Annotated in this window: 21 protein-coding genes; 13 read left to right on the plus strand and 8 right to left on the minus strand. The window is 71.5% G+C overall.

Features of this window, described 5'->3' with window-relative positions; translation table 11 throughout:
• Positions 1–50 precede the first annotated feature (50 nt).
• Entirely contained in the window at positions 51–353 is a 303-nt protein-coding gene (locus E1300_RS02210) for a hypothetical protein (RefSeq protein ID WP_131755151.1), read from the minus strand.
• Positions 354–403: 50 nt separating this feature from the next.
• Here E1300_RS02210 and E1300_RS51250 point away from each other — a divergent pair, with 50 nt between their 5' ends.
• From E1300_RS51250 to E1300_RS53805, 4 genes are all read left to right on the plus strand, one after another.
• Complete coding sequence (locus E1300_RS51250; protein WP_207399432.1) at positions 404–622, plus strand: hypothetical protein; 219 nt, start codon at positions 404–406, stop codon at positions 620–622.
• A gap of 349 nt (positions 623–971) precedes the next feature.
• Positions 972–1,817: a hypothetical protein gene (locus E1300_RS02220; RefSeq protein ID WP_131755152.1), complete on the plus strand. Its 846-nt coding sequence runs from the start codon at positions 972–974 to the stop codon at positions 1,815–1,817.
• Complete coding sequence (locus E1300_RS02225) at positions 1,814–2,791, plus strand: hypothetical protein (protein WP_131755153.1); 978 nt, start codon at positions 1,814–1,816, stop codon at positions 2,789–2,791. The genes E1300_RS02220 and E1300_RS02225 overlap by 4 nt, the downstream gene beginning before the upstream one ends.
• A gap of 14 nt (positions 2,792–2,805) precedes the next feature.
• Positions 2,806–5,064, plus strand: a complete 2,259-nt coding sequence (locus tag E1300_RS53805) for an AAA family ATPase (protein ID WP_370784329.1) — start codon at positions 2,806–2,808, stop codon at positions 5,062–5,064.
• Positions 5,065–6,252: 1,188 nt separating this feature from the next.
• Here the strand turns inward: E1300_RS53805 and E1300_RS02235 are convergent.
• Genes E1300_RS02235 through fxsA form a run of 3 tightly spaced genes read right to left on the minus strand, consistent with a single transcriptional unit; the run spans position 6,253 to position 11,259 of the window.
• Positions 6,253–7,296, minus strand: coding sequence for a hypothetical protein (locus E1300_RS02235; protein WP_131755155.1), 1,044 nt, complete (start codon positions 7,294–7,296; stop codon positions 6,253–6,255).
• Between the two features lie 19 nt (positions 7,297–7,315).
• The gene (gene fxsT / locus E1300_RS02240) at positions 7,316–11,089 is read right to left on the minus strand and encodes an FxSxx-COOH system tetratricopeptide repeat protein (RefSeq protein WP_131755156.1); all 3,774 of its coding nucleotides are present in this window, start codon (positions 11,087–11,089) and stop codon (positions 7,316–7,318) included.
• Positions 11,086–11,259, minus strand: coding sequence for an FxSxx-COOH cyclophane-containing RiPP peptide (gene fxsA, locus E1300_RS02245; RefSeq protein WP_165502639.1), 174 nt, complete (start codon positions 11,257–11,259; stop codon positions 11,086–11,088). The genes fxsT and fxsA overlap by 4 nt, the downstream gene beginning before the upstream one ends.
• A 161-nt stretch (positions 11,260–11,420) precedes the next feature.
• Between fxsA and E1300_RS02250 the strand changes: the two genes are divergently transcribed.
• A complete protein-coding gene (locus tag E1300_RS02250; protein WP_131755158.1) occupies positions 11,421–12,677 on the plus strand; it encodes an FxsB family cyclophane-forming radical SAM/SPASM peptide maturase in 1,257 nt (418 codons plus the stop codon).
• Here the strand turns inward: E1300_RS02250 and E1300_RS02255 are convergent.
• Positions 12,608–14,236, minus strand: coding sequence for a tannase/feruloyl esterase family alpha/beta hydrolase (locus tag E1300_RS02255; protein WP_131755159.1), 1,629 nt, complete (start codon positions 14,234–14,236; stop codon positions 12,608–12,610). The genes E1300_RS02250 and E1300_RS02255 overlap by 70 nt on opposite strands.
• Positions 14,237–14,503: 267 nt before the next feature.
• Here E1300_RS02255 and E1300_RS02260 point away from each other — a divergent pair, with 267 nt between their 5' ends.
• The 5 genes from E1300_RS02260 (at position 14,504) to E1300_RS02280 (ending at position 20,330) form a co-directional block, all read left to right on the plus strand.
• The gene (locus tag E1300_RS02260; protein ID WP_165502640.1) at positions 14,504–16,021 is read left to right on the plus strand and encodes an ABC transporter substrate-binding protein; all 1,518 of its coding nucleotides are present in this window, start codon (positions 14,504–14,506) and stop codon (positions 16,019–16,021) included.
• A 22-nt stretch (positions 16,022–16,043) separates the two neighbouring features.
• Positions 16,044–16,985 (plus strand): ABC transporter permease, encoded by a 942-nt coding sequence (locus E1300_RS02265; RefSeq protein WP_131755161.1) that lies wholly within the window; start codon positions 16,044–16,046, stop codon positions 16,983–16,985.
• Entirely contained in the window at positions 16,982–18,679 is a 1,698-nt protein-coding gene (locus tag E1300_RS02270; RefSeq protein ID WP_131755162.1) for a dipeptide/oligopeptide/nickel ABC transporter permease/ATP-binding protein, read from the plus strand. The genes E1300_RS02265 and E1300_RS02270 overlap by 4 nt, the downstream gene beginning before the upstream one ends.
• Entirely contained in the window at positions 18,672–19,499 is an 828-nt protein-coding gene (locus tag E1300_RS02275) for an ATP-binding cassette domain-containing protein (protein WP_131755163.1), read from the plus strand. The genes E1300_RS02270 and E1300_RS02275 overlap by 8 nt, the downstream gene beginning before the upstream one ends.
• 102 nt (positions 19,500–19,601) lie before the next feature.
• Complete coding sequence (locus E1300_RS02280) at positions 19,602–20,330, plus strand: FadR/GntR family transcriptional regulator (RefSeq protein ID WP_242618893.1); 729 nt, start codon at positions 19,602–19,604, stop codon at positions 20,328–20,330.
• Positions 20,331–20,346: 16 nt separating this feature from the next.
• Here the strand turns inward: E1300_RS02280 and E1300_RS02285 are convergent, their stop codons facing one another.
• Genes E1300_RS02285 through E1300_RS02295 form a run of 3 tightly spaced genes read right to left on the minus strand, consistent with a single transcriptional unit; the run spans position 20,347 to position 23,129 of the window.
• A complete protein-coding gene (locus E1300_RS02285) occupies positions 20,347–21,114 on the minus strand; it encodes a crotonase/enoyl-CoA hydratase family protein (protein ID WP_131755165.1) in 768 nt (255 codons plus the stop codon).
• A 37-nt stretch (positions 21,115–21,151) separates the two neighbouring features.
• Positions 21,152–21,910, minus strand: a complete 759-nt coding sequence (locus E1300_RS02290) for an SDR family NAD(P)-dependent oxidoreductase (RefSeq protein WP_131755166.1) — start codon at positions 21,908–21,910, stop codon at positions 21,152–21,154.
• A 19-nt stretch (positions 21,911–21,929) separates the two neighbouring features.
• On the minus strand, positions 21,930–23,129 hold the full coding sequence (locus tag E1300_RS02295; protein WP_131755167.1) for a thiolase family protein: 1,200 nt from the start codon (positions 23,127–23,129) through the stop codon (positions 21,930–21,932).
• A gap of 83 nt (positions 23,130–23,212) precedes the next feature.
• Between E1300_RS02295 and E1300_RS02300 the strand changes: the two genes are divergently transcribed.
• From E1300_RS02300 to E1300_RS02310, 3 genes are read left to right on the plus strand one after another with little or no spacing between them, the layout of a single operon-like run.
• The gene (locus E1300_RS02300) at positions 23,213–24,367 is read left to right on the plus strand and encodes an acyl-CoA dehydrogenase family protein (RefSeq protein WP_131755168.1); all 1,155 of its coding nucleotides are present in this window, start codon (positions 23,213–23,215) and stop codon (positions 24,365–24,367) included.
• A gap of 47 nt (positions 24,368–24,414) precedes the next feature.
• Positions 24,415–25,542, plus strand: coding sequence for an acyl-CoA dehydrogenase family protein (locus tag E1300_RS02305; RefSeq protein ID WP_131755169.1), 1,128 nt, complete (start codon positions 24,415–24,417; stop codon positions 25,540–25,542).
• Positions 25,542–26,291, plus strand: a complete 750-nt coding sequence (locus E1300_RS02310) for an SDR family NAD(P)-dependent oxidoreductase (RefSeq protein WP_131755170.1) — start codon at positions 25,542–25,544, stop codon at positions 26,289–26,291. Before E1300_RS02305 ends, E1300_RS02310 begins: the two co-directional genes overlap by 1 nt.
• The last annotated feature ends 4 nt before the right edge of the window (positions 26,292–26,295 follow it).

Here is a 26,295-nt window from a genome sequence, read left to right on the forward strand (position 1 = left end):
CGGCCCTCATCGCCACCGCCGCGACCGGCACGTGGCCATCCGCCGGGTGCTTATCCGGGACGCAGCGGGGTCGGTGCGCGGTGGCGGAGGACGAACCGGCGTCCGATCAGGCCGACGGCGAACATGGCGACGCCGGCCAGGATCGACTGCCAGGGCAAGGTGGCCACCAGGACGAGGCATCCGGCGGCGCCGAGCAGGTTGAGCGGACGCGGCCAGCGGCGATCTCGGCGTGGTGCGAGGTCCGGTGGCGCGGATGAGTTCAGCGCGGCCAAGTCCACTACGGCCGCGACCGCGACGGCGCGCCGCGCCCACCACGGGCCCGGCACCGCGTAGGAGGCGAAGGTCAGCGCCATCCTCCGAACTCGCTAGCGATCGGTACGTGTGAGGGGACATCGCTGGGGGCGTGCGAAGAAACCTCAACCAGCGGTACGGACGCTGGGAGGCGCGATTCCGCGTCACCCGCGGCGAAGGCTACTCCGCGGCCGTCCTGCTGCGGCCCAAGAGCAACGACGGCAAGCGCGACCCCCACCGCCAGTCGGGCAGCCAGCACATCCACCACCCCGGCGGCACCCAGCACGGCTTCACCCCGGTGAAGAAGGACTTCACCCGACCGGCCGCCTGAAGCCCATCGGGTTCGGTGAAGTCCTCCAGACCGCCAGTCGTGACCTCATCGAGCAGATCCTCATGCGCTCGCGGCACGCAGAGTCGGCGTGGAGTCCTCGTCGCCCTGGACGGGCTTTCCGGAGTGGTGGCCCGGTGCGTGGGATAGGGGCCATCACCGACCGTATCGTGGTGAATCATCCCGCGGTGGCGAAGGTTGGAGCGGTTCAAGAGTCAGCGGGGTGCCTTCGGGCCGGAAGTCGACCCGATGCGAATTCCTTAAGTAGCCGACCCTTGTGCACTAAGGACCTTTAACCTGTCAGCTCGCAGAGGTTATCGTGGCCGTTACGGGGATAGCAGGAGGGCCTGCAATGCTGTGGCGGGTTAGTCGGCTGACGTTCGCCGTGCTGCTGGGACACGGGTTTCTGGGGATCATGCCCTCACCTGCCCCTACGGCTCCCACTCCGACGCCCGACCCCTTCGTCGACGGCCGGACATTGTACTGCCTCAAAGAGGAGAACGCCGGGCCGCTTGTGGACGCCGCGGAGAAGCTTCACCTCGCCGAAAAAGGCACCCACGGTGATCGGGTCCGCATCCTCGGGGACAAGTCCCGGACGGAACTGACCGTCGAGAAGTGGGCCCGCAGCGGCGACTGGAGGCGGTTCCAGCAGGCGTGTGCGGCCTTCGCGGCGGAGCAGGCCCTGCCCGACGACCCGTCGGACGCGTCCTGGTGGACGCGGGTCTCCGGCGTCGTGACCGGGGCGGTGCTGGCGTTCCTGGGCGCGATCTTCGGGCTCGGCGCGACGCTGGTGAGCACCGGCAAGACCGAGCGGAGGCGTGCCGCCGACGAGTTGCGGAAGGCCGCCGACGGCCACTACCAGGCCTGTCGCGCCTGCCTTGAGGCGCTGCGCGACGGCAAGGGCGACGCGCTGGCTCTCCAGGCCGCCATGGAGGCGCCGTTCAACTCCCTGACGGCACAGTTGCGGCGTTGTGACGAGGCGCACCGCCGGTGGCGGTACCCCGGAGATCTCCGCAAGGTCTTGGGCGATCTGGACGAGGCCATCAAGACCGCCAACTGGACGGCCGATCCGAAGACGAAGGCGGCCGGGCGCTTCGCCGAGCTGGAGACGGCGCGCTCGCACGCCCAAGCGGTCACTCATGCGCTGGTGCATCCGTGGCGGGCGGGGCACCGGATGCGCAAGGGGCTGGGCGCATGACACGCGTCAACCCGTTCGAGCGCGTGGAGGACCCGCGCAGCCCGGCGCCCATGCTGCGCTGCCGGCACGAGGACGACTTCTGTCCCGACGACTGCGTCCGCCATATCAACGTCGTGGGCAGCGAGGACGCCTACGCCACCTTCCGGGAGTACCTCGGCGACGGCTCCGGCCTCGTCGACTCGGGGCTCTTCGTCACGGTGTGCGGTCCCGAGCAGGCGGGCAAGACGAGCCTGCTCAATCGGTGCCTGCGGCTCGCCATGTACATGCTGAGGCAGAAGAACATCCCCTTCCGGCACATCGACCTTTCTCCTTTCGGGCTGAGCCCCGGGATCACCGCCGAGGAGCGCATGCTGCTGGCCCGCAACAAGGTGCTGGAAAAGGCGGCGAACCTGGCAGGGATCTTCGATCGGACCGACTTCAAGCAATGGCTCAACAATCCCCAGCCGGGGACGCAGCCGGGCCAGGCCGGATGGCAGTCCCCGGAGAACAAGGTCGTCCAGACCTTCGAGTCCACGATGGACTCCATCAAGGACGCCCTGAGCGACAGCGCGGTGCTCATCGTGGTGACCCCCCGCGCGCACGGCCCGGTCGAGGCCATGAACTACAGCCGCGGCACTTTCGAGAAGCTCCTGGTCTTCACCGAGGCCGGCGTCCCCAGGGCGTCCGACCTCGATCTCCCGCCGAGTTCGCTGGCCCGGCACTGCCTGCTCGAACTCACGAAGCTGCGCGACACGTCCGAGGTCGCGAGCTATCTGGACGCCTATCTGAACGTCGCGGGACGGGGGACCGCCTTCCCCCCGCTGTTCGAGGGGATGCGCTCCTTCTGGGGGGATCCGCCGGACGTCTCGGTCGGCGAGGTGCAGGCGCTGATGCACAAGATCTACGAATTCTATAGGAAGAATCCGCCGTCCCCGGGTGCGACCATCGGCCGTGAGGATGTACAGCAGGTAATCAGGACGCTGTCCGAAGGATAAGAGGGACGAATGACATGAGTGCATCCGACGAGCCCCGTGTGCCGCCGATCGATGACAATCCCTTCCCTCCGGGCGCGACGGCCGGTGTGCAGAACCTGACCGAGGAGGTCGTCACCGTTGAGACCGCGGAGGTGGTGAAGGCGACCCGGCTGCTCACCTCCTATTTTCAGCGGAGCGATGAGGAGCAGGGCAGGGCCGTCATGGTGATCGGCGAGGCGGGGTCGGGCAAGAGCCATCTGCTCTTCGACCTGCTCCGCCGGACCAGGGACCGCTCTGGGGTGGACGGCGAGCACATGTACATCGACTCGCAGGGAAGCAATTTTCTCGACCTCTACAAAGGCAATTTCCTCGCCGCTTTCAACCAGGACGAGGTGGTCAGCCGGCTGCGCAGATACTATGCCGATATTGTGGCGGACTCGCTGAAGAACACCGGGTTTCCCGACGATGTGACCAGCCGGGTCCGGGACACCACCATCGATCCGCAGCGTTTCGTCAACCAGTTCAACCTGGCGGAGAGCGCCTTCCTGGAGGAGATGAAGGCGAGGCTGCGGGAGGTGACGCGGGACGAGGAGTTCGGCACCGCCCTCACGCTGCTGATGCGGCGGGACCTCGCCCGCGACGTGTGGGCGTGGCTGGAGGGCAATCCGCCCAGCCCCCTGCTCAGGGAGCGCAACATCACGAGCCATATCGACGGGGAGTCGAAGGCGATCGAGGCGATGGGCGTGCTGGCGCTGCTCTACCGGGGCCGCACCCGCCATTTCGTCCTCGCCTTCGACCAACTGGAGAAGGTGCTTCCGAGCGCCAGCCCGCCGACCCGCGAGACGAGGGAGGCGCTGCGGCGGCTGATCGAGTTGATGACGGACCAGGGGATCTTCCTCGTCCTGTCCGGGCTGCGGGAGCTCGACACGGCCCTGGAGCCGCAGGAGGAGGGCGTGGTCGCGCGGATCGAGCCGAAGGGGCTCACGCAGGACGAGGTCCGCACGTACATCGAGCGCTGCGTCGCCAGGAAGGGTCCCGGGCTGGGGCTCGGGCCCTTCAACGAGCGGATCGCCGAGTACATCGCCTACCTCGCCGGGGACAGCGCGCGGCGGGTGGTGCAGATCTGCTGGTCCTGCTACGCGCAGTCGCGGGAGAGCGGCCAGGTGACCCAGACGATGGTCGACCAGGCGGCGATCGGCCGGGCGCAGCAGGACCGGCACCAGGTGGACAGGAGGATCCGGGAGCAGCTGAGCAAGCAGGGGCGCAACTTCGAGCGGAACCATCCCGTCCAGGATGAGGATGGGCCGCGGGCGCCGTACTGGGTCCCGGTCGGGAGCACCGGGTGCGCGCTGTTCGTGACGGAGTCGCTGATCAGGAAGGAGGACGCCAAACGGCTGATCCGGGACGCCGAGAGCGTCCGGCGGGCGGCGCCGCGCGGCCGGCTCGCGCTGATCGTGAACGGGTTCCTCTCGGCCGAGGTCGAGGCGCAGCTCAAGCCGCACTTCGACGAGGATCCGCTGACGTACGTCCCGGCGACCTTCGCCGAGCAGTTCTCCTGGCTGATGCGCCACATGAGCGAGCAGATCGAGATGTCGAGCGCGGCGCAGGACCAGGTGCAGGAGCAGCTGAACCTGGTCCGCGGAAGCGTCAACAGGCTCAGCGCGGCGCAGGGCAGTACGCAGAACTTCCTTGAGACGCTGATGTACCAGGTCGAGAAGATGCACAGCACGCTGGAGCAGCAGTACACCGAGCTGGCGCGCGGGCTGCTCCGCGACGAGCGCGACCGCGCCGAGCGGCCGTCGCCCCTGCCGGACGACGTGGAGCAGGAGTTTGCGACGACGCTGGGGGTGCTGAGGGAGCTGACCGGGCTGGACACGGCGCTCGGTGAGTTGTTCGGCCGGCGGCCGACGAGCGGGCCGCCCGGCCTGCTGATGCGCCTGCAGAACCGGGAGGTCGTCAGCGCGGTCGGCGTCGCCACGCTCGCCGAGCAGGTCATCGAGGCCTTCCGGGCATCGGTCGGCAACTGGTGCGGGGAGCTCGACGGGGTCCCGACGGACGACCAGATCGACACGCTGAACGCCCTCAGCCGCAACTACGAGACGATCGTCGACTTCCTGCCCGTCTCGCTGCTCGGATCACTCACCGACGTGGTCGCCGAGATCCCGTCCCGGAGCCAGGCGCCCGGCCGGGCCGGAGAGCGGGTGCTGCTCTCGCGGACGGACATGTACGCGCTCCTGCGGGATCTGGGCCACCGGGTGCGCGGGCTCCTCGCCCAGGGCGGGCGGCGCGGCTGACGAGGCGTCCGGCGGCGCGCCGTCTCGAACGCGGGGGCCTGCCGGCACGGGCGCGCGGGACGCCCACGCGTTGCCCACCAGGTGCAGGACGTTGATCGTCAGGATGGCGGGGGCCACGACCGCGACCGTGCCGCCGAAGACCGGCTCCAGCACCAGCGCCAGAATGATCGCGGTGATGCCGTTCTGCTGCGCGAGCGCCAGCGGCATCCGGTCGCCGGCGTCCTGCCCCCGGGTCAGCGGAAGGCTCACCAGCGCGTGCGCCGCGAACGCCGCCATCCCGAGGACCAGGCCCGGCAGGGGCGAGACGCCCAGCGACAGGACGGCCCCGAGCAGCAGCGACGCCAGCAGGAACGCCGCGCCGACGGCCCGGTCGAGGAGTCGCTGCACGGCGTCCGGCCGTCCGGGCGGCTCCGGGCGGATCCACAGCCCGGCCAGGGCGACCGCCAGGACCCAGCCCTGCCAGATCCCGACCGCGAACACGGCGACCAGGACGGCGCACGCCGCGGGGAAGTCGTACCGGGGGGCGCGCCGGCCGATGAGCCGGTAGAGCCTGATCGCCACGGCGGCCAGTACCGCGTTCCCGGCGAGGTCGACGGCGAGCCCCGCGGGGCCGCCCGAGCCGAGACCGGCGGTCGTGCCCCGGCCCAGGAGGGACGCCGCCAGCGCGGCGGCGTAGACGGTCAGCAGTGCCGTGACGGGATCGTCGAAGGAGGCCCACGCCAGCAGCAGTCCCCTCCCGCGGCGCGACAGCCGGGAGGAACCGCTGAGCGCGGCGACCGACAGCGGATCGATCTGCGCGACCGCGATGCCGAGCACCAGGTAGGCGGGGTCCCGGAATACCGCCAGCATCACGGCGGCGATCAGGACGGCCTTGGCCCCGACTCCCACGGTGGTGGCCAGGACGACGGTCCGCCCGTCCCTGCGCAGGTGCTCCAGGTCGATGCCGTAGGTGCTGCCGTAGAGCCCGATGGCGAGGAGAGCGGTCACAAAAGTCACATAAAGCGGACCGTCCAGAATGGCGGTGACATCGCCGGAGACCGCGCCGCACACCACTCCGGCGATCACCATGGCGACCATGAGGGCGAGCCGCTTCGCCATGGCAACGACTCCCGCCGTGGAGGGCAAGGGGGAACGCGCGGACGCCGTTGTCCCTGCCGGAAGGCTAGACCGCGGGCGCGCCGGGGACAATCATCTCTCGGTGAGGGGCGTCTCGCCGGAGAGTTCGGCCACGAAGTCACCGAGCTCGTCGTCGGACTCGCTGACCTTCTTCTGGTTGATCGTGACGCCCACGAGGTACTCGGACGGGCTGAGCCGGTAGTGGTAGACCGCCCCCTGCTCGACGTCCAGGACGATCCGCAGGAGCCGTCCGGGCATCGCCTGGCCCGCGATCTGGCCGAGCTGCCGCGCGTAGAGGGCGCACTCCTCGGCGAGCCTCCGGTAGTAGTGGCGCGCCTGCTGGGGCAGCTCGCCCGGCGGCCGCCCGCGGTAGACGACGGGGTGGTCGAACAGGTCGGCCTCCCCGGTCACCCGGCCCTCCCGGCACACGGCGAGATAGATCAGCTCCGTGGGGTCCAGCAGGGCGCACAGCCGATCGACGACCGCCGGCCTCGCGCCCCACCGGCGCGTCGCCGGGCCGCGTCCCTCCGCCGGCACCGGTTCGCCGGTCCTGGACGCCCTGAGCCGCAGCGCCGCGCTGAGCCATCCGCCGAGGTTCGTCGGCGGCAGGCCGATCCTGTCGCGCAGCTCCTCCGCCAGCCCGCTGGTGAACGTGTCGGCGTTCCGTACGAGCGGGACCCTGGGCAGCGAGCGCGGCGGTTCGCCCGGGAGCGGGCCGGCGGCGCCGAACACGATCGCGAGCACGTAGTTCATCGGCGTGACCGCCATGGCGAACAGCGCGCCCCGCTCGGCGTGCAGCACCATGCGGATGAGCCGGCCGGTCTCCGCGCGGCTCAGCTCGCGGTCCAGGGCGGTCATCATGAACGCCAGCTGCTGCTCGGTGGCCCGGTACAGGGCCCGCCGCTCGGGCGAGGCGCCGGCGGCCTGGTCCAGCGCCGCCTCGTCGTCCAGGACGTCCACCTCGAACTCGTAGACGCCCCGGTTGCACTTGGCGAGATGATGCGGTGCCCCCGGCCTGGCCATCCGCTGCCGCCACACCTCGATCGCCTCGTGCCCGGCGAGCGACGGCTCCGCCCAGAGGTGCACGGGCGGGCCCGGTGCCGGTGATGGGTTCATGCCCGGTCTCCTTTCTCGATCAGATCAGCGGCGCGTCCAGGTAGATCGCCATGCGGGGATCCCCGGGCTCGGCGGCGCGCTTGCTCTCCGCCGCCTCCAGCACGGCGCCGGCCGCCCTGTGGTACGGCTCGCCGTCGTCCAGGGACTCGGCCGCCGCGGTCACCAGGTCCGCGTACTCCCGCGCCCGGTCGAACCGGCCGAGGTCCGCCAGCGCGCGCGCCTCGTGCAGCCGTGCCGTGACCGTCCAGGGATGGGTGTCGCCCAGCGAGCCCGACAGCGTGGCCCTGGCGTCCTCAAGGATTCCCAGGGCCTGGTCCGGGTCCGGCGCGGCTCCTTCGAGCAGGAACGCGCCCAGATCGACCCGGCAGAGCTGGACGACGGGGTGCGCGTCGCAGTACCCGGCGGCGGCGAACGCGTCGCCGCACTCCTTCGCGCGCCCGCGCGCCGCCGCGAGGTTGCCCGCCACCGCGTACTCCACCGCCAGGGTCAGCTCTGCGGCGCGGGTGCTGGGATGCTCGGCTCCCAGCAGGTCGCCCAGGCCGCCGAGCGTCGCGATGATCCGCTCGTGCGGGTCGCCGGGCAGCGGACCGACGACGTGGCGTTCGGCGATGGCGAGGCTGCGCATCAGCTCCAGCACGGCCAGCCGGTTCGGGGCCGGCATCCCCGCGGCGTCGTCCAGGCTCTGCTTCAGCAGGACCCGCGCCCCCCGCCAGTCCCCGCTCGCCCCCCTGTAGTCGCCGACACGGCGGGCGATCTTCAGTGCCCGCCAGTCGTCGCCGCCGAACTCCGCCACCCGCTGCCGCCAGGCCTTGTCGGCGGTCCGCAGCGCGCGCGAGTGGTAGCCCATCAGGAACTCCGACTCGGCGAGGTTGATCCTGCTCACGACCGTCTCGCGGTGGTCGTCGCCGTACAGGGCGAGGCAGTCCTCGAAGACGCCCTGGATCTCGTTCAGCGACTCGGGGAAGCGGCCGAGGCCCCGCAGGTCGGCGGACCTGCCGCGCCGTCCGGCCAGGTGCCACTGCCTGCCCCGCGGCCCCTCCCGTTCGAGGATCTCCTGGGCGCGGTCGTTGTCGTCGCTCGCCGCCTGGAACCGGCCCAGCTGCCTCCTGATGTTGGCCGTCTGCCCCAGCAGGCGCGCCGTGTACCTGTCGTCCGGCCACCGCTCCGGCAGCCCGGCGACGACGTCGAGCAGCTCGCGGCCTTCGGCCTCGCGCCCGGTGGCGTACTCGAACCGGAGCTGCTCGGCGATCCACCGGCGGACCCAGCGGTTCGTGCTGTCCGCCGCCCGGGAGGGACCGAGGTGCCGGTGCAGCTCGGTGAAGAGCTCCTCATGGCGCTGGATCGGGCCGTCGACCACCGCGGGCACCGTCCTGCCGAGGGCCTCCAGCACCTCGCCGTGCCGGTCCTCGGCGATGCCGTCCGCCGCCAGCCGCCCGGGGATCAGCTCCTGGACCGACCGGTGCATCCGGAAGCGCGCTCCCCGCTTCCAGACCGCCCGCCCGAGCCCGAACCGGGTGGCGACCTCCAGCACCTGGTCGAGGACCATGCTGTCGCGGTCGACCAGCTCCGGGTCCTCCGGGCCGATCGTGCCCTCCAGGACGTCGAGGAACGGCATCGTGGACAGCAGCCGGTGCGCGACGCCCTCGGGCGCCAGCCACGCGCACATCTCGGCCAGCCGGATCACCAGCCGGTGGAGGGGCCGGTCGGGCTCGGTCTCCCGCAGCGTCCGCAGGGTCACCGCCAGGGCGGCCGCGATCGCGCCGGCGTCCTCCCGGCCGTCCAGATACTCCTCGACCCGCGCGCTGTACACCGCGGCCGCGACCTCCGTGGCCTTCTCCTGCGTGTCGACCGCCTCGTTGCCGGTGGCCCGCAGCCACTCGGCGCTCTCCCGGAGCCAGCACGCCGCCAGATGCAGCGCCAGCGGGACACCGTGCAGCAGCTCGGAGAGGGCGCCCGCCCGCTCGGGCGTCAGCGCGCCGACGCGCTGCAGCAGCAGCGCCGCCCCCTGCCGCGGCTCGACGCGGGTCAGATCCCGCCCGGCGTGCGCGCCGTCCCACGGGACGGTCTCCGGTGCGGTGCGCATGGTGATGAGGGCGTGGCCGGGCCCTCCGAGCGGGATCGCGTCCCTGAGATCGTCGAGGTCGCCGGCGTCGTCGTACACCAGCAGCCACGGCCGAGGATAGGTCAGCAGCTTCCTGATCACGGCGGCGACCTCGTCGGTGCGGTCCGTGACCCCCAGCCGCTCGGCGAGCTCGACCAGCCCGGCCCGGACGAGCTCCGGCGTGCGGGCCGAGATCCAGTGGATCAGCGCGTAGTCGTCGCGGAAGAACCGCAGGTACTCCAGCACCAGCGAGGACTTGCCGATGCCCGCGGGGCCGGTCACGACGAACGGCGCGCATCCGTCGGTGCCGGCCAGCAGCCGGTCCCGCATCCGGGCCAGCTCCTCCACACGGCCGTGGAAGGGAGCGGGGGACGGCACCCCGAAGTTGACGCTGAAGCCGGGATGGCGGCCCGCGGCCGGGAACCGCGGCTCGACGGCGTAGTCCTTGTAGCGCACGGCGGGCCTCACCAGCCCGAGCCGGCCGTACAGCCGCACCTTCAGCTGCTCCGGATTCTCCTCGCCGAGGTCGATGACGGACGTGCCCTCGGGCAGCTCGCGCGCGTCGGCGCCGGGCACCAGCAGCGCGAGCGCCTCGGGGTCGTCCGGCATCCCCTCGGGCAGCAGGCCCAGCAGGTCGTCCGACACGATCCAGATCGCGCGGCCGACGACCTCGTCGCCGGGGGAGACGAGGTCGGCTCCGGCGCCGGCCTCGCGGAGCTGGGCCCGGACCCAGTCGCCATAGCGCCGGTCCGGCCACGCGGTCACCACCGTGTAGTGGCCGGCGTCCGCCGCCCGCTCCGTCCCGAGCGCCGCGGGATAGGTGCTGCGGAGGCGGTCCGGGAGCTCCGGGAGCTCGGTCACCTCGCCGTCCGTCAGCTCGGCCGCCAGCCGGGCGTAGCCACGCGCCGCCCCGGAGCCGGACTCGGCGGCGAGCGTGATGAGCATCTGCCGATCCGCCATCTGGGGGTCGAACGGCACCCTCAGCGGCGCCCCCTCGCCGCCGGGCAGGAACCGCGCGAACTCGTCCGCGACGCGGTCCGGCGAGCGGCCGTCGCCCGGGGCCCCGGTGCCGAGGTCCACCTCCAGCGGCACCACCCGCACGCCCGCCCCGGCCGGCCGGGAGGGGCGGATCGCGGCGGCCAGGTCGGCGGCCGCGGTGACCGACCGCGCGCCCGGCTCGAACAGGACGACGGCCTGGTCCGCGCCCCGGGCCACGATCTCGATGATCCGCTCCGACGGGTCGGTCGGCACGTCCACCAGCGCGAAGTCGTACGGCAGGCCGTCGAGGCTCCGGCGCAGCCGCCGCGTGAGGTCCGCGGGCGGGTCGTCCAGCGGCAGCGCCGGGCCCCGCTCCTCGCGCACCGACGGAGCCGCCAGGTCGATGGCGTGGACCGCGCCCGGTGGCAGGAAGCTCTCCGTCCGCCAGACGTCGGCGCGCGGGCCCGTCAGCCGGTCCAGCTCCCGGCTGAGCGCCTGCTGGGGCTCGGACTCGCCGACGTGGAACGGCGTGAAGTAGCCGCGCGCCGGGGGAGGCTCCGCGCTCCAGTCGATGATGAGGACGCGCTTGCCCGCGCCGGCCAGGACCAGCGCGGTGTTCACCACGGTCGCCGTGCGGCCGAGGCGCGCGGTGGCCGCCACGAAGGCGACGCACTCGACATGAGGGCCGTTCTTCGACGAACCCCTCGCGGTCATCTCCGCTCTCCCACGTCCGTGCCCTCCGTCAGCGTCGACGGCGTGTTCTCGAAACCCGCGTAGCCCGGACCGCCCCGCGCCCGCTCCCTGCGCAGGCGGGCGAGCGCCCGTTCCAGCACCGAGCCCTCGGGGGGACGCAGGGCGGCGAGATCGGTACCGGAGAGATCCACGCGCCCTCGCCGGTCCGCTCTCGCCATGTCCTCACCGCCCGTGCCCGGCCCGACACCATCGTAGGCATAGCGTCCTTTTGACGGCATCTTCGGTCAGAAATGGTGAAGCCACCGTGTCATGCGACGCATACCGTCCATCGGATATCTTCTACACTCCATTCATGATCGACAGCCGTTACGTCCGTTACCGGCCGAAACCGGCCGCGAATCCGTTTCGGCAGTTCATCCTGAAGATGCACGGCCGGTGTAATCTCTCCTGCCGCTACTGCTACCTGTACACGAAGTCCGACCAGCGCTGGAGGCACCGGCCGGCGGCGATGCCCGCCCGCACGATCGACGTCACGGCGGCGCGGATCGCCGAGCACGCGCGCGCCCACGATCTGGACCGCGTCGACGTGGTGCTCCATGGCGGAGAACCGCTCCTGGCGGGCGCCGGCGCGCTTCGCCACGCCGTCACGGCGGTCCGGCGCGAGGTCGGAGAGACCGCCGACGTGCGCTTTTCCCTACAGACCAACGGGACGCTGCTGAATCGCCGCTATCTCCGGCTGTTCGACGAATTGGACGTCGCGGTGGGAGTGAGTCTCGACGGCGAGGCCGCGGCCCATGACCGGAATCGGGCGGACCACCGCGGAGGCAGCCACGCCCGGGTCTCCCGAGGCCTCGCCGAGCTGACCCGCCCGGAGTTCCGGCACCTCTTCCAGGGCCTGCTCTGCGTCATCGACCTGGAGCAGGCCCCCCTGTCAGCCTATGCGGCCCTCCTGGCCTTCGACCCGCCCGCCATCGACCTGCTGCTGCCCCACGCGAACTGGTCGGCACCCCCCGCCGGACCGCCCGGCGCCTACGCCGAATGGCTGACCCCCATCTTCGACCACTGGTTCGGCGCGCCCGTCCGGCGGACCCGTATACGGCTCTTCGAAGAGATGATCAATGTGCTGCTCGGCGGAGAGTCCGCCGTGGAAAGCGTCGGCACGACGCCCATCGGAATGCTCGTCGTGGAGACCGACGGCGCGATCGAGCAGTCCGACATCCTCGCCGCCACCTACGAGGGCGCCGCCGATCTAGGGCTGAACGTCTTCCACGACGACTTCGACTCCGCTCTGCGGCACCCCGGCATTGCCGGACGCCAACGGGGAGTGCGCGGAATCCCGTCCTGCTGCCGCCCATGCCGCTGGGCCGAGGTCTGCGGCGGCGGCCAATACGCGCACCGCTATCGCGGCGAATCCGGTTTCGACCACCGCTCGGTCTACTGCACCGACCTCGACCTGCTGTTCCAGCACATCCACCGCACTCTGACAAATGAGATCGCCGCCCTCAGCGCCCCCTTCGCCGTCCAATACTCGCCCGGGTGTCACCTGGTTTTGGGGAAGGATGCAGCGCAGCGGAAGCTCTCCGGGCGGTCCGGGTCACCGCCCTTGTAGACCTGCACTTGCGGGTAGGGGCAGAGTGCCCGTTCGCGGACGACTGTCCCCTTGGCGTCGGTTGCTGCGGCCGGCAGTGTCTGGGGTGCCCGGCCGTGTTCGACCCAATCGACCAGGGCACTGAACGGGTCCGTCGGCTTCGGGCCGGTGCCGCCGCCGCAGTGGTCGACACCGGGCGCGAGGAACAGCCGGAAGAAGTCGCCGGTCCGCTTGCCGGAGACCTGCTCGACCTCCTTGTAGTAGCGCTCGGACTGAGCGGCGGGGAAGACCCCGTCCGCCAGCCCGTGCCACATCAGCAATTTGCCGCCACGGTCGGCGAACGGCTCCAGTACCGGGTCGGAGCTGGACAGGATGTCCAGCCGGCTGCGGTACATCGGGCCGAACACGTTGATGAGCTCGTCCGTGTTCGACGTGCGCCAGTCGTAGCCGGGGTCGTGCTTGAGGAAGTTCCTGATCGGCCAGCCGTCGAAGGAGCGGCTGTTGTTCAGGTCGACGCCCGGCGCGTAGCCGTACCACACGAACTGGCCGGACGTGGTCCGCGGCCCTTCGATGATCTTGGCCGCGACCTCGGCCTCGCGTGCCGTGATCGTGCCGCAGGGCAGCGTCCGGCCGATCTGCGCGGCCAGTGCCTTGCGGTAGTCGCAGCCTTCCGGGTTGCCGACCAGGTCGTCGGTCACACCGTCCGCGCCGTCGCAGGCCTTGACGACGGCCTCGGTCATGGCGGTCATCTTGCATTCCGGGATGAAGCCGCCGAACGCGTCGTTCTGGAGGAACGCGGGCCACGACATGGTCATGTTCAGCCGCTCCGCGCCGTAGATGGCAGGGGCCTCGGCGAGGACGCCGTCGAAGTCCCCGGGGAACCGCTGGGGCATTTCGAGGCCTTGGCGGCCGCCGTTCGAGCAGCCCTGCCAGTAGGAGTAACGGGCCGGTCTCCGGTAGTGCCGCTGCACGGCCGCCTTCGCGAGGAGGGCGTTCTCGTGGACGCTGCGATACGACCAGTTCTCGAACAACTGCCAGTTGAACTTGTTGCCGCTCAGGAAGATGTTGGTCCGCGGGTTCTCTACGGACAGTCCCGCGTCGCTGGTCGTGACGGCGTAGCCGGCCTTGATGGCGGACGTCATCGACGGTGCACCGTAGGTCGCCCGGGTGCCGCCGCCGCCGACGGCCTTGATGCGGCCGTTCCATCGCTGCGGAAGCCAGACCCAGACGTGCACGTTGTCGGCCGGCAGGCCCTGGGTTCCCTCCTGCCCGTGGGTGAGGGAGATCTCGACCTCGCAGAACTCGCGGTCGGGTACCGCCGTGCCGGACGGCGGAGTGATCTGGGCCTTGCCGCCGCGAGTCAGGGCGGTGCGGATCCCGGTGATCCGGGCGCCGGGCACGCGGAGTCGCTCGAATCGCTGGGGCCGGCAGTCCGCTCTGCCTGGGACGGGCTGGGCCTTCGCGTCGGACGGTGTCGCGGGGGCCGCCGGAGCGGCCGCCGCCTCGAAGCCGCCGGCGCTCACGGTCAGGGCCGTCACGAGCGCCATGAGGGCCGCGCGACGCCTTCTCCACCTGATCATCTAGTCTCCCATGGGCGAAGGGAACCTGATTATCATGCACATGATTACCCCTTGAGGATCAAAGCGAGCGCGCGAGCCGATGTCAACACCTCGATGGGAGGCTGAAGGCTGTGCGTCCGCTGGTGCGCCGACGTCGCAACCTGCGCGGCCGTGACAAATTCATGCATAACAATCGCAGGAATCTCTTGACCCGGGGTGCGTGCACGGTATTGCATGACCTCACGTCGAGGAGCGACCCCCCGCCCCACCCCTCAGCTGGAGGTTCGTATGCGGAGAAGTGCGACACTGGCGGTCGTGGCCGGCCTGGCGAGCCTGTCGTTGACCGCCTGCGGGGACGGATCGTCCGCCGCGGACCGAGGGACGGTCACACTCGCCGTCGCCGCGGCGCCGAAGAAGTGGGACCCGTACACCTTCGACTGGGGCCCGATGTCGCAGGCCGAGCAGGCCGTGTACGACACCCTGATCCACACCAGGCCGGACGGGAGTCCGGCGCCCGGGCTCGCCGTGGCGTGGAAGTACACCGACCCGACGCACTTCGAGCTGACGCTCCGGCAGGGCGTGCGGTTCAGCGACGGCGAACCCCTCAACGCGGCGGCCGTGAAGAAGAACCTGGACCGCGCCAAGACCGTCGTCGGGCCGAAGACGGACCAGCTCGCCGCGGTGAAGAGCGTCGCGGCGTCCGACGACGACACGGTGAAGATCACCCTGAAGGAGCCCTACCCCTCACTGCCCGCCGCCTTCCAGCAGGTCATGGGCATGGTCGCCAGCCCCAAGGCGCTGGACGCCCCGGAGTCCCTGAACCAGCAGCCGGTCGGCGCCGGTCCCTACACGTTGGACAAGTCCAAGACCGTCCCCGGGGACCACTACACCTTCACGAAGAACCGCCAGTACTGGGACGCCAAGTCCGTCGGCGTCGAGACGCTCGTGCTCAAGGTGATCCCGGACATGACGGCCGCGCTCAGCGCGCTCCGCTCCGGCCAGGTCGACGCGACGCTCGGAAGCGTCAACCAGCTGGACACCGCCAAGACCGTGCCGGACGTCAAGGTCCTGTCGCAGCCGAGCTTCTTCGCCTCGCTGAACCTCCAGGACCGCAACGGCACCCAGGTCAAGGCACTGAAGGACGTCCGCGTCCGGCAGGCGATGCAGTACGCCGTCGACCGCCCCGCCCTGCAGAAGGTGCTGGGACCGGGATCGCCGTCCACGCAGCTGTTCCTGCCGGGCACGCCGGGCCACGACGGGTCCCTGGACAACGCCTACCCGCACGACCCGGCCAAGGCCAGGCGGCTGCTCGCGGACGCCGGCTACCCGAACGGCTTCGACCTGCCGCTCGTCAACACCGACTACAGCAACTGGAACGACTACGTGCAGGCGGTGTCGAGCCAGCTCAAGGACGTCGGCATCAAGGTGGAGATCAACAATCTGCCGCTCGGCTCCTACCTGGAGGCCAAGTTCAAGACCGACAACCCGGCCTACGCCTGGTTCTACAACGCCTCCGACAACTACTTCGACGTCCAGTACGCGCTGCTGAAGAACGCCAAGTACAACCCGTACAAGGTCGAGTCGCCCGAGATCGAGAGGCTGGCGGCCACGGCGGCGAGCCAGCAGGGCGCGCAGCAGGCGGCCACGCTGAAGCAGCTGTCACGGCAGTTCGTGACCGAGTCCCCGATGATCGTCACGAACGTGGTCGACGTCTTCTACTTCTACAACACCAAGAAGATCAAGAAGATGGAGATGACCGCACTCCAGCCGATGCCCTCGATCAACGCACTCCAGCCGGCCGGCTGACGGGGTCCGGGACACGGTCGCCATGCTCACGATCATCGGCAAGCGGATCCTCGTCGTCGTCCCCATGCTCTGGGCGATCGCGACGATCGCCTTCTACCTCGTCAACCTGATCCCCGGATCGCCCGGGCGCACCATCCTCGGGGACGCAGCCTCGCAGCAGCAGGTCGACGCGCTCAACCATCAGCTCGGCTACGACCGCCCCCTGCTCGTCCAGTACGGCGACTGGCTCGCGGGCGCGGTGCGCGGCGACTTCGGGGACTCGCTGCAGTCCGGCCGCTCCGCGGTGGGCGACGTGACCGCCCGGCTTCCGATCACCCTGTCGGTCGCCATCGCCGCGACCGTCATCAGCGTGGTGGTCGGCGTCCTCGTGGGCGTGGCCGCCGCCAACGGCGGCCGGTGGCTCGACCGGTCCCTTCAGGCCGCGTCGAGCGTGGCCATGGCGGTGCCCAGCTTCTGGCTGGGCGTGCTCCTGGTGTTCGTGTTCGCGCTCGGCCTCAAGTGGCTTCCGGCGGTCGGGTACGTCCCGTTCACCGAAGACCCCGGTGAGTGGCTGCGGTCGATCGCGCTGCCCAGCGTCTCGGTCGCGATGATCGGGACGGCCACGGTCAGCCGGCAGACCAGGGCCGCGCTCATCCACGAACTCGGCCAGGACTACATCCGCACGCTGTACGCGACCGGTGTCCCGACGCGGTCGATCGTCCTCAAGCACGCGCTCCGGAACGCCTCGACGCCGATCGCCACCACCGTCGGGTTCCAGTTCATCGGCCTGCTGGGCAGCACGGTCATCGTCGAGCAGGTGTTCGGCATCAACGGGCTCGGCCAGCTCGTGCTCGGCGCCGTCACCAGCAAGGACCTGCCCCTGCTGCTCACGGTCATCGTCCTCACGACGGGCCTGGTCATCGCGGTGAACCTGATCGTGGACCTGCTGACCGTCTGGCTCAACCCCAAGGCGAGGCGCGCATGAACACCGAGTCCCGGCCGCGCGGCTACCTCCGCCGTGTCATCGGCTCGCTCCGCGGAACGCTCAGCCTCGGGTGGATCGCGCTGGTCGTGATCGGCAGCTTCCTCGCGCCGTGGCTGGCGCCGCACGACCCGCTGGAGCAGGACATCGACCATGCCTACGCGATGCCCTCGGGCACCTACTGGGCCGGCACCGACTCCCTCGGCCGGGACATCCTCAGCCGGATCATGCACGGCGGCTCGGTGAGCCTGCTCGGCGCCGGCGAGGCGCTGCTGGTCGCGGTGGCGATCGGGGTGCCTCTCGGCATGCTGGCGGGATACCGGGGCGGCGTGGTCGACGCCGTCCTCAGCCGGATCGCCGAGGTCGTGATGTCGCTGCCCGTCATCGTGATCCTGCTCGCGGTGGTGGCGGTGTACGGCCGGGCGTTCACCATCACGATGGGCGCCCTCGGCGTCATCCTGTCCGCGTCCTTCATCCGGCTGGCGCGCGCCACCACCGAAGGCAAGCGCAACGAGCTGTACGTGGACGCCGCCCGCGTCTCGGGCCTCGGTCATCTGCGGATCGCCGTCCGGCACGTCCTGCCCAACATCACCGCTCCGCTGCTGATCCAGAGCACGCTCGCGCTCAGCTCCGCCCTGCTCATCCAGGCCGGCCTCGGCTTCCTCGGCCTCGGCCCGGAGCCGCCGGCCCCGAGCTGGGGGTCGGGCATCGCCGACGCCGCCAAGTACGTCAACCGCGACGGCTGGCTGATGGTGCCGACCGGCGCCGTCCTCATCCTCACCGTGCTGGCGTTCAACAGCCTCGGTGACGCGCTGCGGGACGCGACCGCCCACGCGGCGCCCTCGGTGGAGCGGCGCCGCCGGGTCACCTCCTCAGGCGGGACGCGCAGCGACCCGGGTCACCTCCTGGACGTCGACGGCCTGCGCGTCGAGTACCCCGGCCGGCGGATCATCGACGAGGTGACCCTGCATGTGGAGGCCGGAGAGGTGCTCGCGCTCGTCGGGGAGTCCGGGTCGGGCAAGACGCAGACGGCCTTCTCGATTCTCGGCCTGCTCGCCCCCGGGGGCCGGATCACCGCGGGCGGCATCCATTTCGACGGCAGTGACCTGCTCGCGCTGCCCGACAAGAAGCTGGCGGCCCTGCGCGGCACCCGGATGGCGTACATCCCGCAGGAGCCGATGAGCAACCTTGATCCCTGCTTCACCATCGGGTCGCAGATGATCGAGCCCCTCGTCGTCAACCTGCGCATCGGCCGCGCCGAAGCCAGAAGGCGTGCGCTCGCGCTGCTCGCCCGGGTCGGCATCAACGAGCCGGAACGGGTGTTCCGCAGCTACCCGCACGAGATCTCCGGCGGGATGGCGCAGCGCGTCCTCATCGCGCGGGCGGTCTCCTGCGAGCCGTCCCTGCTCATCGCGGACGAGCCGACCACCGCGCTGGACGTGACCGTCCAGGCCGAGGTCCTCGACCTGCTGCGCGATCTCCAGCGCGAGCGGCGGATGGGCATCATCCTGGTGACGCACGACTTCGGCGTCGTCGCCGACATCGCCGACCGGGTCGCCGTGATGCGGAACGGCCGGCTCGTCGAGGAGGGTCCGGTCGGCGAGATTTTCGCCTCGCCCTCCCACCCCTACACGAAGATGCTGCTCGACTCGTCCCTGGAGGGACGCGAACCGCGCAAGGAACTGCGGCATGTCTGAGGTACTCAAGGTCAGCGACCTGCGCGTCGGGTTCGGCCGGCGCGGGCTGTTCGGCAAGGCCGTCGAGGTGCTGCACGGCGTGTCCTTCGGGATCGCCGCGGGGGAGACGTTCGGCCTCGTCGGCGAGTCGGGATCGGGCAAGACCACGATCGGACGCGCCGTGCTCGGCCTCGTCGCCCCCTCCGCCGGGACGATCGTGCTGAACGGCGTCCCCATCGACGACCTGCGCCGCCGGCGACGCCTCGCACGTGAGGTCCAGGTCGTCTTCCAGGACCCCTACACCTCGCTCAATCCGGCGATGACCATCGAGGACATCCTGAGCGAGCCGCTGCGCGTGCACGGCATGGAGCGCGGTGCCGCCGCGAGGCGCGTCGCCGACCTGCTCGACCGGGTGGCGCTGCCCGCCGACGCGGGCCGCCGCTACCCGCGCGAGTTCTCCGGGGGCCAGCGCCAGCGGATCGCCATCGCGCGCGCCCTGTCCCTGGAGCCGCGCGTCATTGTCTGCGACGAGCCGGTGTCCGCGCTGGACCTGTCCACCCAGGCGAGGATCCTGGACCTGCTGATCGAGATCCAGGACACGCTCGGGATCGCGTACCTGTTCATCTCCCACGACCTGGCCGTCGTACGCCATATCAGCCACCGCGTCGCCGTGATCAACAAGGGGGCGTTCGTGGAGACCGGAACGGCCGCGCAGGTCACCGAGGACCCCGCGCACCCCTACACCCGCCGCCTCCTCCTGGCCGCACCCGTCCCCGACCCGGCCCGGCAGCGCGAGCGCCGGGCCGAGCGGCACCGCCTTGCCGACGCCGCGCCCGCGTAAGGCTCGGGTGGCCGGGAAGGACCGCCTCGCGGCCGTTCGTGTGGTCCTGCCGCCGCGGGTAGACCATACTGATGTTTGTCATTGATACGAGGAGGGCTCAGGGTGGCGCAGCCGCATGTCAGGCGGGGGGTGAAGGTCGGCGAAGCGATCGCGCAGGACATCGTCCGCAAGATCGGCGCGGAGAATCTGCCGCCGGGGACGCCGCTGCCCTCCGAGGCGCAGATGATCGAGGAGTACGGGGTCGGACGCGGCTCGCTCCGGGAGGCGCTGCGCATCCTGGAGGTGCACGGGCTGATCTCCATCAAGCCGGGGCCCCGGGGCGGTCCCATCGTCGCCGAGGTCAGCGCGGCCATGTTCGGCCGGATGTCGACGCTGTACTTCCAGGCGGGCCGGATGACCTTCCGGGAGCTGATGGAGGCGCGCCTGGTCATGGAGCCGGTCATGGCCCGGCTGGCGGCCGAGCGCCGTGACGCCGACATGGCGAAGGCGCTCGGCGCCATCGCCGAGGACACACCGCTCGACGACGACGGCGGATATCTGAGCCACAGCGGCGACTTCCATCGATTCGTGGCATCGATGTCGGGCAACGGCATGCTGGATCTCTTCAGCGGGTCCCTGGGCCACATCTTCCACGAGCGCGTCAGCGGCCTGTTCTTTCCCAAGGCGCGCCGAGCCAAGGTCAGGCAGGCGCACGCCGAGATCGCCGAGGCGATCCAGGCGGGCGACGCCGACCGGGCCGAGACCCTGATGCGCGAGCACATGCAGGAGTACGCCACCTACGTCAAGCGTCGCAACCCCGCCCTCATGAACGAGGTCGTCGGCTGGCAGTGACCTGCCCGGCCGGGGCTCAGGCGCCGGTCCAGCGCGGGGCCCGCTTCTCCACGAACGCCAGTGCGCCCTCCTTGGCGTCGGCCGATCTCCGGACCGGGTCGACGATCCGCTCCTGCCGGTCGAACTGCTCGTCCAGCGGCCAGTCGGCGGACTCCACCAGCACCTGCTTCGACGCCGTCAGCGCCAGCGGCGCGTTCGCCGCGACCTCGGCGGCCAGCTCCACCGCCCCGGCGAGTGCCTGCCCCGGGGCGGTGAGCCGGTTGACCAGATGGACCTCGGCGGCGTCGGTGGCGGGCCACATGCGACCGGTGAGGACCAGTTCCATCGCGAGGTGGTAGGGGATGCGCCGTTGCAGCCGGAGCAGTCCGCCGGCCGCGGCGGTGAGGCCTCGCCTGGTCTCGGGCAGCCCGAACGTCGCCTCGCGGGAGGCGACCACCAGATCGCAGGCCAGGACGATCTCGAAGCCGCCCGCGAGGGCGTATCCCTCGACGGCGGCGATCAGGGGTTTGCGCGGCGGGCGGCGGACGAGGCCGGCGAAGCCGCGTCCCTCCACGATCGGGATCTCGCCGCGGGCGAAGCCCTTCAGGTCCATGCCGGCGCAGAAGGTGCCGCCCGCGCCGGTGATCACCCCGGCGGCGAGGTCGGCCCGCGAGTCCAGTGCGTCGAGCGCGTCCGCGATCCGATAGGCGAGCCCGCGCGACATGGCGTTGCGCGCGGCGGGACGGTTCATCGTCAGGACCAGGACCCGGCCATGCTCCTCGACGAGGAGCTCGGGCTCGTTCATGTTCGGTCCTCCTCAGTGCGTCAGCGGGCGGAGTGCGTCAGCGGGCGGCCATGCGCAGGGCGCCGTCCAGGCGGATGGTCTCGCCGTTCAGCATCGGGTTCTCGATGATCTGCAGGGCGAGGGAGGCGTACTCGGCGGGCAGGCCGAGCCGGTTCGGGTGCGGGACCGTCCGGCCGAGCGACGCGCGGACCTCCTCGGGCAGCCGCGCGAGGATGGGCGTGTCGAACAGCCCCGGGGCGATGGTGGTCACCCGGATCAGCTTGGACGCCAGGTCGCGCGCGGCGACGAGCGTCATCCCGACGACACCGGCCTTCGCGGAGGCGTAGGGGATCTGGCCGATCTGCCCCTCGTAGGCGGCGACCGAGGCGGTGAGGACGCAGACGCCGCGTTCGCCGCCGGCGGGCTCGTTGCGGGCCATGCGCGCGGCGGCGAGCCGCAGCACGTTGAAGGTGCCGATCAGGTTGATCCGGACGATCCGCTCGTAGGCGTCCAGCGAGCCCGGCCGCCCTTCCCGGTCGACCAGGCGGACCGGGCCGCCGCGCCCGGCGCAGTGCACCAGCGTCCGCAGCGGGGCCGCGGACTCGGCGGAGTCCAGCGCCGCCTCGACGGCGTCCGGGTCGGTGACGTCCGCCGCCGCGAACGTGCCGCCGATGTCGTCGGCGACGGTCTTGCCCGCGGACTCGGGCAGGTCGAGCACCACCACATGCGCGCCGCGCTCCGCGAGCCGGGCCGCGGTCGCGGCGCCGAGTCCCGACGCGCCGCCGGTGACGACCGCGGAAGTCCCGTTGACGTCCATGTTCTGCCTTCCGTCGTGTTCAGAGGCGTTCGATGATGGTCGCGTTGGCCATTCCGCCGGCCTCGCACATCAGTTGCAGGCCGTAACGGCCGCCCTCGTCCTCCAGGGCGTGCAGCATCGTCGTCGCGAGCCGGGCCCCGGAGGCGCCGAGCGGGTGGCCGAGCGCGATGGCGCCGCCGCGCGGGTTGACCCGGGCCGGGTCGGCCTCGGGAAACTCCGCGAGCCAGGCCAGCGGGACGGGGGCGAACGCCTCGTTGATCTCGATGTGGTCGATCTGGTCGAGGCGCAGCGCGGACCGTCCGAGGATCCGGTGCGTGGCGGGGATCGGAGCGGTCAGCATCAGCAGCGGGTCGTCGCCGCACACGGCCGTCGCGTGCACGCGCGCCCGCGGCGTCAGGCCGAGCTCCGCGCACCGGGCGGCGCTCATGAGCAGCACCGCGGCCGCTCCGTCGGTGATCTGGGACGAGTTCCCGGCGGTGATGTGCCATCCGATCTCCGGGAAGCGCGCCGCGATGTCATCGCGCGCGAAGGCCGGCTTCAGCCTGCCGAGCGTCTCCGCGGTGCTGTCCGGACGGATCGTCTCGTCGCGGCGGAACGGGCCCGCCGGCGTGTCGACCGGGACGATCTCGCGGTCGAAGGCGCCGGAGTCCCGCGCCGCCGCGGCCAGCCGGTGGGAGCGGGCCGCGTACGCGTCGAGCGCGGACCGGTCGAGCTTCCAGCGGGCCGCGACCAGTTCCGCGGCGACGCCCTGCGAGACCAGCCCCGGCGCGAACCGCTCCGCCACCTGGGAGCCGTAGGGGTCGGCGTCCATCCGGGCCGAACCCATCCGAACCCTGCTCATGGATTCGACGCCGCAGGCGATCACCACGTCCTGGTCGCCCGCCTTGATCGCCTGGGCGGCGAAGTGCAGCGCCTGCTGCCCCGATCCGCACTTGCGGTCGATGGTGGCGGCCGGCACGTGCGGCGGCAGCCCGGCGCCGAGCCAGGCCATCCGGCCCGGGGTGGCCGACTGCTCGCCCACCTGCGACACGCAGCCGGTCAGGACGTCGTCGACCAGGCCGGGATCGAAGTCCTGCCGGTCGAGCAGCCCGCGCAGCGTCCGGGCCAGCAGATCGACCGGATGCACCCCGGCGAGCGCGCCGCCGGGGCGGCCGCGCCCCGCCGCGGTGCGCACCGCGTCCACGATCACCGCATCGGCGGTCCGCTGTTCTCCAAGCATGGCTATTGATTATCATGATATGCATATTAAGTCCATGGCTGGTGCTCCTCGGGGAGCGCGTACGAAGGAAGGAGGCGGGTGCCATGACCGCCCTTGCCGACCATCGGGAGATCCGCGAGCTGGCGGCCAAGGTCGCGGCCGAGATGTTCGAGCCCCTGGCCGCCGAGATGGACCTGGCCCGGACGCCGGTCCCGGCCGCCCGGCGAGCCGTCCTCGGAGACCTCGGCTTCCTCGGCATCGCGCTGCCGGAGCGCTACGGCGGCTCCGGCGCCCCGCTCCCGCAGGTACTGGCGGTGATCGAGGAGTTCGCCAAGGTGTGCCGGCCGGCCGCGTTCCAGATCTTCGAGGCGAACACCGGCCCGGCGCAGGTCGTCAACCACCTCGGCACGGAGGAGCAGCGGGCCCGCTGGCTGCCCGCCATCGTCCGCGGCGAGAAGACCATGGCGGTCGCGATCTCCGAGCCGGACGCGGGCTCGGCCGCCACCGACATGCGGACCCGCGCCGAGCGCGTCGGCGGCGGCTACATCGTCGACGGCGTCAAGCGCTGGATCTCCAACGGAGGCGAAGCGGACCAGTACCTGCTGTACTGCCGGCTGAGCGACGCCCCCGGGGCCAAGGGCATCGGCGCCGTCGTGGTCGAGAAGGGCATGCCCGGCCTGAGCTTCGGTCCGCCCGAGCGGCTGATGGGCTTCCGCGGCATCCCGTCGGCGGACGTGATCCTCGACGGGGTCCGGGTGCCCGACGAGAACGTCGTGGTGCCGGCCGGCGACTTCGGCAAGCTCTTCGGGGTCTTCTCCATCGAGCGGCTCGGCAACTCCACGATGAGCCTCGCGATCGGCCAGGCCGCACTGGACGCCACCCGCGCCTACGTCCAGCAGCGGGAGCAGTTCGGCAAGCCGCTGGTGGAGTTCCAGACCGTCCAGGTGACCCTCGCTGACATGCTGCTGCAGGTGGAGTCGGCGCGACTGCTGGTCGACCGCGCCGCCGCGGGAGCCGGGACGGGCCTTCCGGACCCGCTGCACACCTCACTCGCCAAATGCGCGGCCAACGAGATGGCCAAGCGCGTCACCGACCTCGCCATGCAGCTGCACGGCGGCAACGGCTACACCGAGGAGTACGGGATCGAGCGGCTGCACCGCGACGCGCACGGCTGGGCCATCGCGGGCGGGACGCCCACCATGCAGCGCATCCGCATCGTCTCCGAGCTGCTCGGCCGACGGTTCGACCAGCGCCGATGACCGTTGACCCGCCCCCCGACGCGTTCCGCGTCCTGGAAGGACCACAGATGTTCGATCTCGATGCCGGTCACCGCGAGGTCCAGAAGGCCGCGCACTCCGTCGCCGCCGCGGTGGAGGAGTTCGCCGACGAGGCCGACGCGTGCACGTCCGTGCACCCGGGGGCGCTGGAGGCGCTGCGCGCCTCCGGCCTGGCCCGCCATGTCGTGCCCGCCGCCTTCGGCGGCGAGAGCGAGACCCTCGACCCGCTGACGATCGCCGTGATCCGCGAGGCGCTGATGTACTCCTCCGCGCATCTCGACTCCCTGTTCGGCATGCAGGGCGTCGGCAGCTACTCGCTGGCCGTCGGCGGCACCGACGAGCTGCGCCGCGAATGGCTGCCCCGGGTGGCGGCCCTGGAGGCCATCGCGGGCCTGGCGCTCACCGAGCCGGGCGTCGGCTCCGACCTGCGCGCCGTCACGACGGTGATCGAGAGCGCCCCCGGTGGCCTGCGCGTCACCGGGCGCAAGTCGTTCATCACCAACGGCGGGGCCGCCGACTTCTACTGCGTGCTGGGCAGGGAGGGCGACGGGCACTCGATGGTGCTCGTCCCGGCCGATGCGCCGGGGCTGACGATCACCCGGGGGCCCGACCTCATCGCACCGCACATCCTGGGGGAGCTGGAGTTCGACGGGGTCGTCGTCCCGGAGGGCAACCGGCTCGGCGTCGCGCGCAGGGCCTTCTCGCTCATGCTGGCGACGCTCGCCGTGTTCCGGGTGTCGGTGGCCGGGTCCGCGGTCGGCCTCGCCCAGGCCGCCCTGGACGAGGCGCTCCGGCACGTCACGACGCGCGAGCAGTTCGGCGAGCCGCTCATCGCCCTGGGCGCGGTGTCGCAGAACGTGGCGCTCTCCTGGACGGAGATCGAGTCGGCGCGGGCGCTCACCTACCGGGCCGCCGCGCTCGCCCGGTCCGACCCGCGCGGGCGGCTCGACCTCTCCTCGATCGCCAAGGTGGGCGCCACCGAGGCGGCGGGCCGGGTCGTCGACCGTTCCGTGCAGATCATGGGCCGCTTCGGGCTGGTGCGCGGCTCGAAGATCGAACGCCTTTACCGCAACGCCCGCCCGCTGCGCGTCTACGAGGGGGCCACCGAGGTGCTCCTCGACTCCCTGGCGCGCCGGCTGGCGAAGGGAGCCTCCTGATGGACCTGGAACTGAAGGACGCCGTCGTGCTCGTCACCGGCGCGAGCCGGGGCCTGGGCGCCGCGATCGCGTTGCGGCTCGCGTCCGAGGGCGCCCGGGTCGTGGCCGCCGCACGCTCGAAGGGCGCCCTGGACGAGGTGGCCGGGCGCGGCGGCGGCCGGATCTCGGTGATCGAGGCCGACCTGCGGGACGAGCGGGCCGTGGCCGGGCTCGCCGACGGCGTCGTCGACCGGCACGGCCGCATCGACGGCCTGGTCAACAACGCCGGGATCGCGCCGGCGGGCAGGTTCGCGGACCAGGACCCCGCCGTGTGGAAGGAGACGATGGCGGTCAACGTCATCGCGCCGATGCTGCTCGCGCAGGCCGCGGGGCGGCACATGATCGCCCAGGGCGGGGGCCGCATCGTGAACGTCGCCTCGACGACCGGTGTCCGCGGCAAGCCGCACCTGGCCGGCTACTCCGCCTCGAAGGGGGCGGTGGTCCGGCTGACCGAGGCGCTCGCCGCCGAGTGGGCGGCCAAGAACGTGCAGGTCAACTGCCTGGCGCCGGGGGCGTTCCGGACGGACGCGCAGCGCGCCGTCCTGGACTCGCCCGACCTGCTGGAGCGGCGCGTCGCCAGGATCCCGGCTCGGCGGATCGCCGAACCGGACGAGCTCGTCCCGCTGGCCTGCCTGCTCGTGTCCCCGCTGTCCTCGTTCACCACGGGCGCGATCTTCGTGGTGGACGGCGGCGAGTCCGGAAAACTGTGAGGCG

It is taken from the genome of Actinomadura fibrosa (assembly GCF_900659615.1).
GTDB lineage: Bacteria > Actinomycetota > Actinomycetes > Streptosporangiales > Streptosporangiaceae > Spirillospora > Spirillospora fibrosa.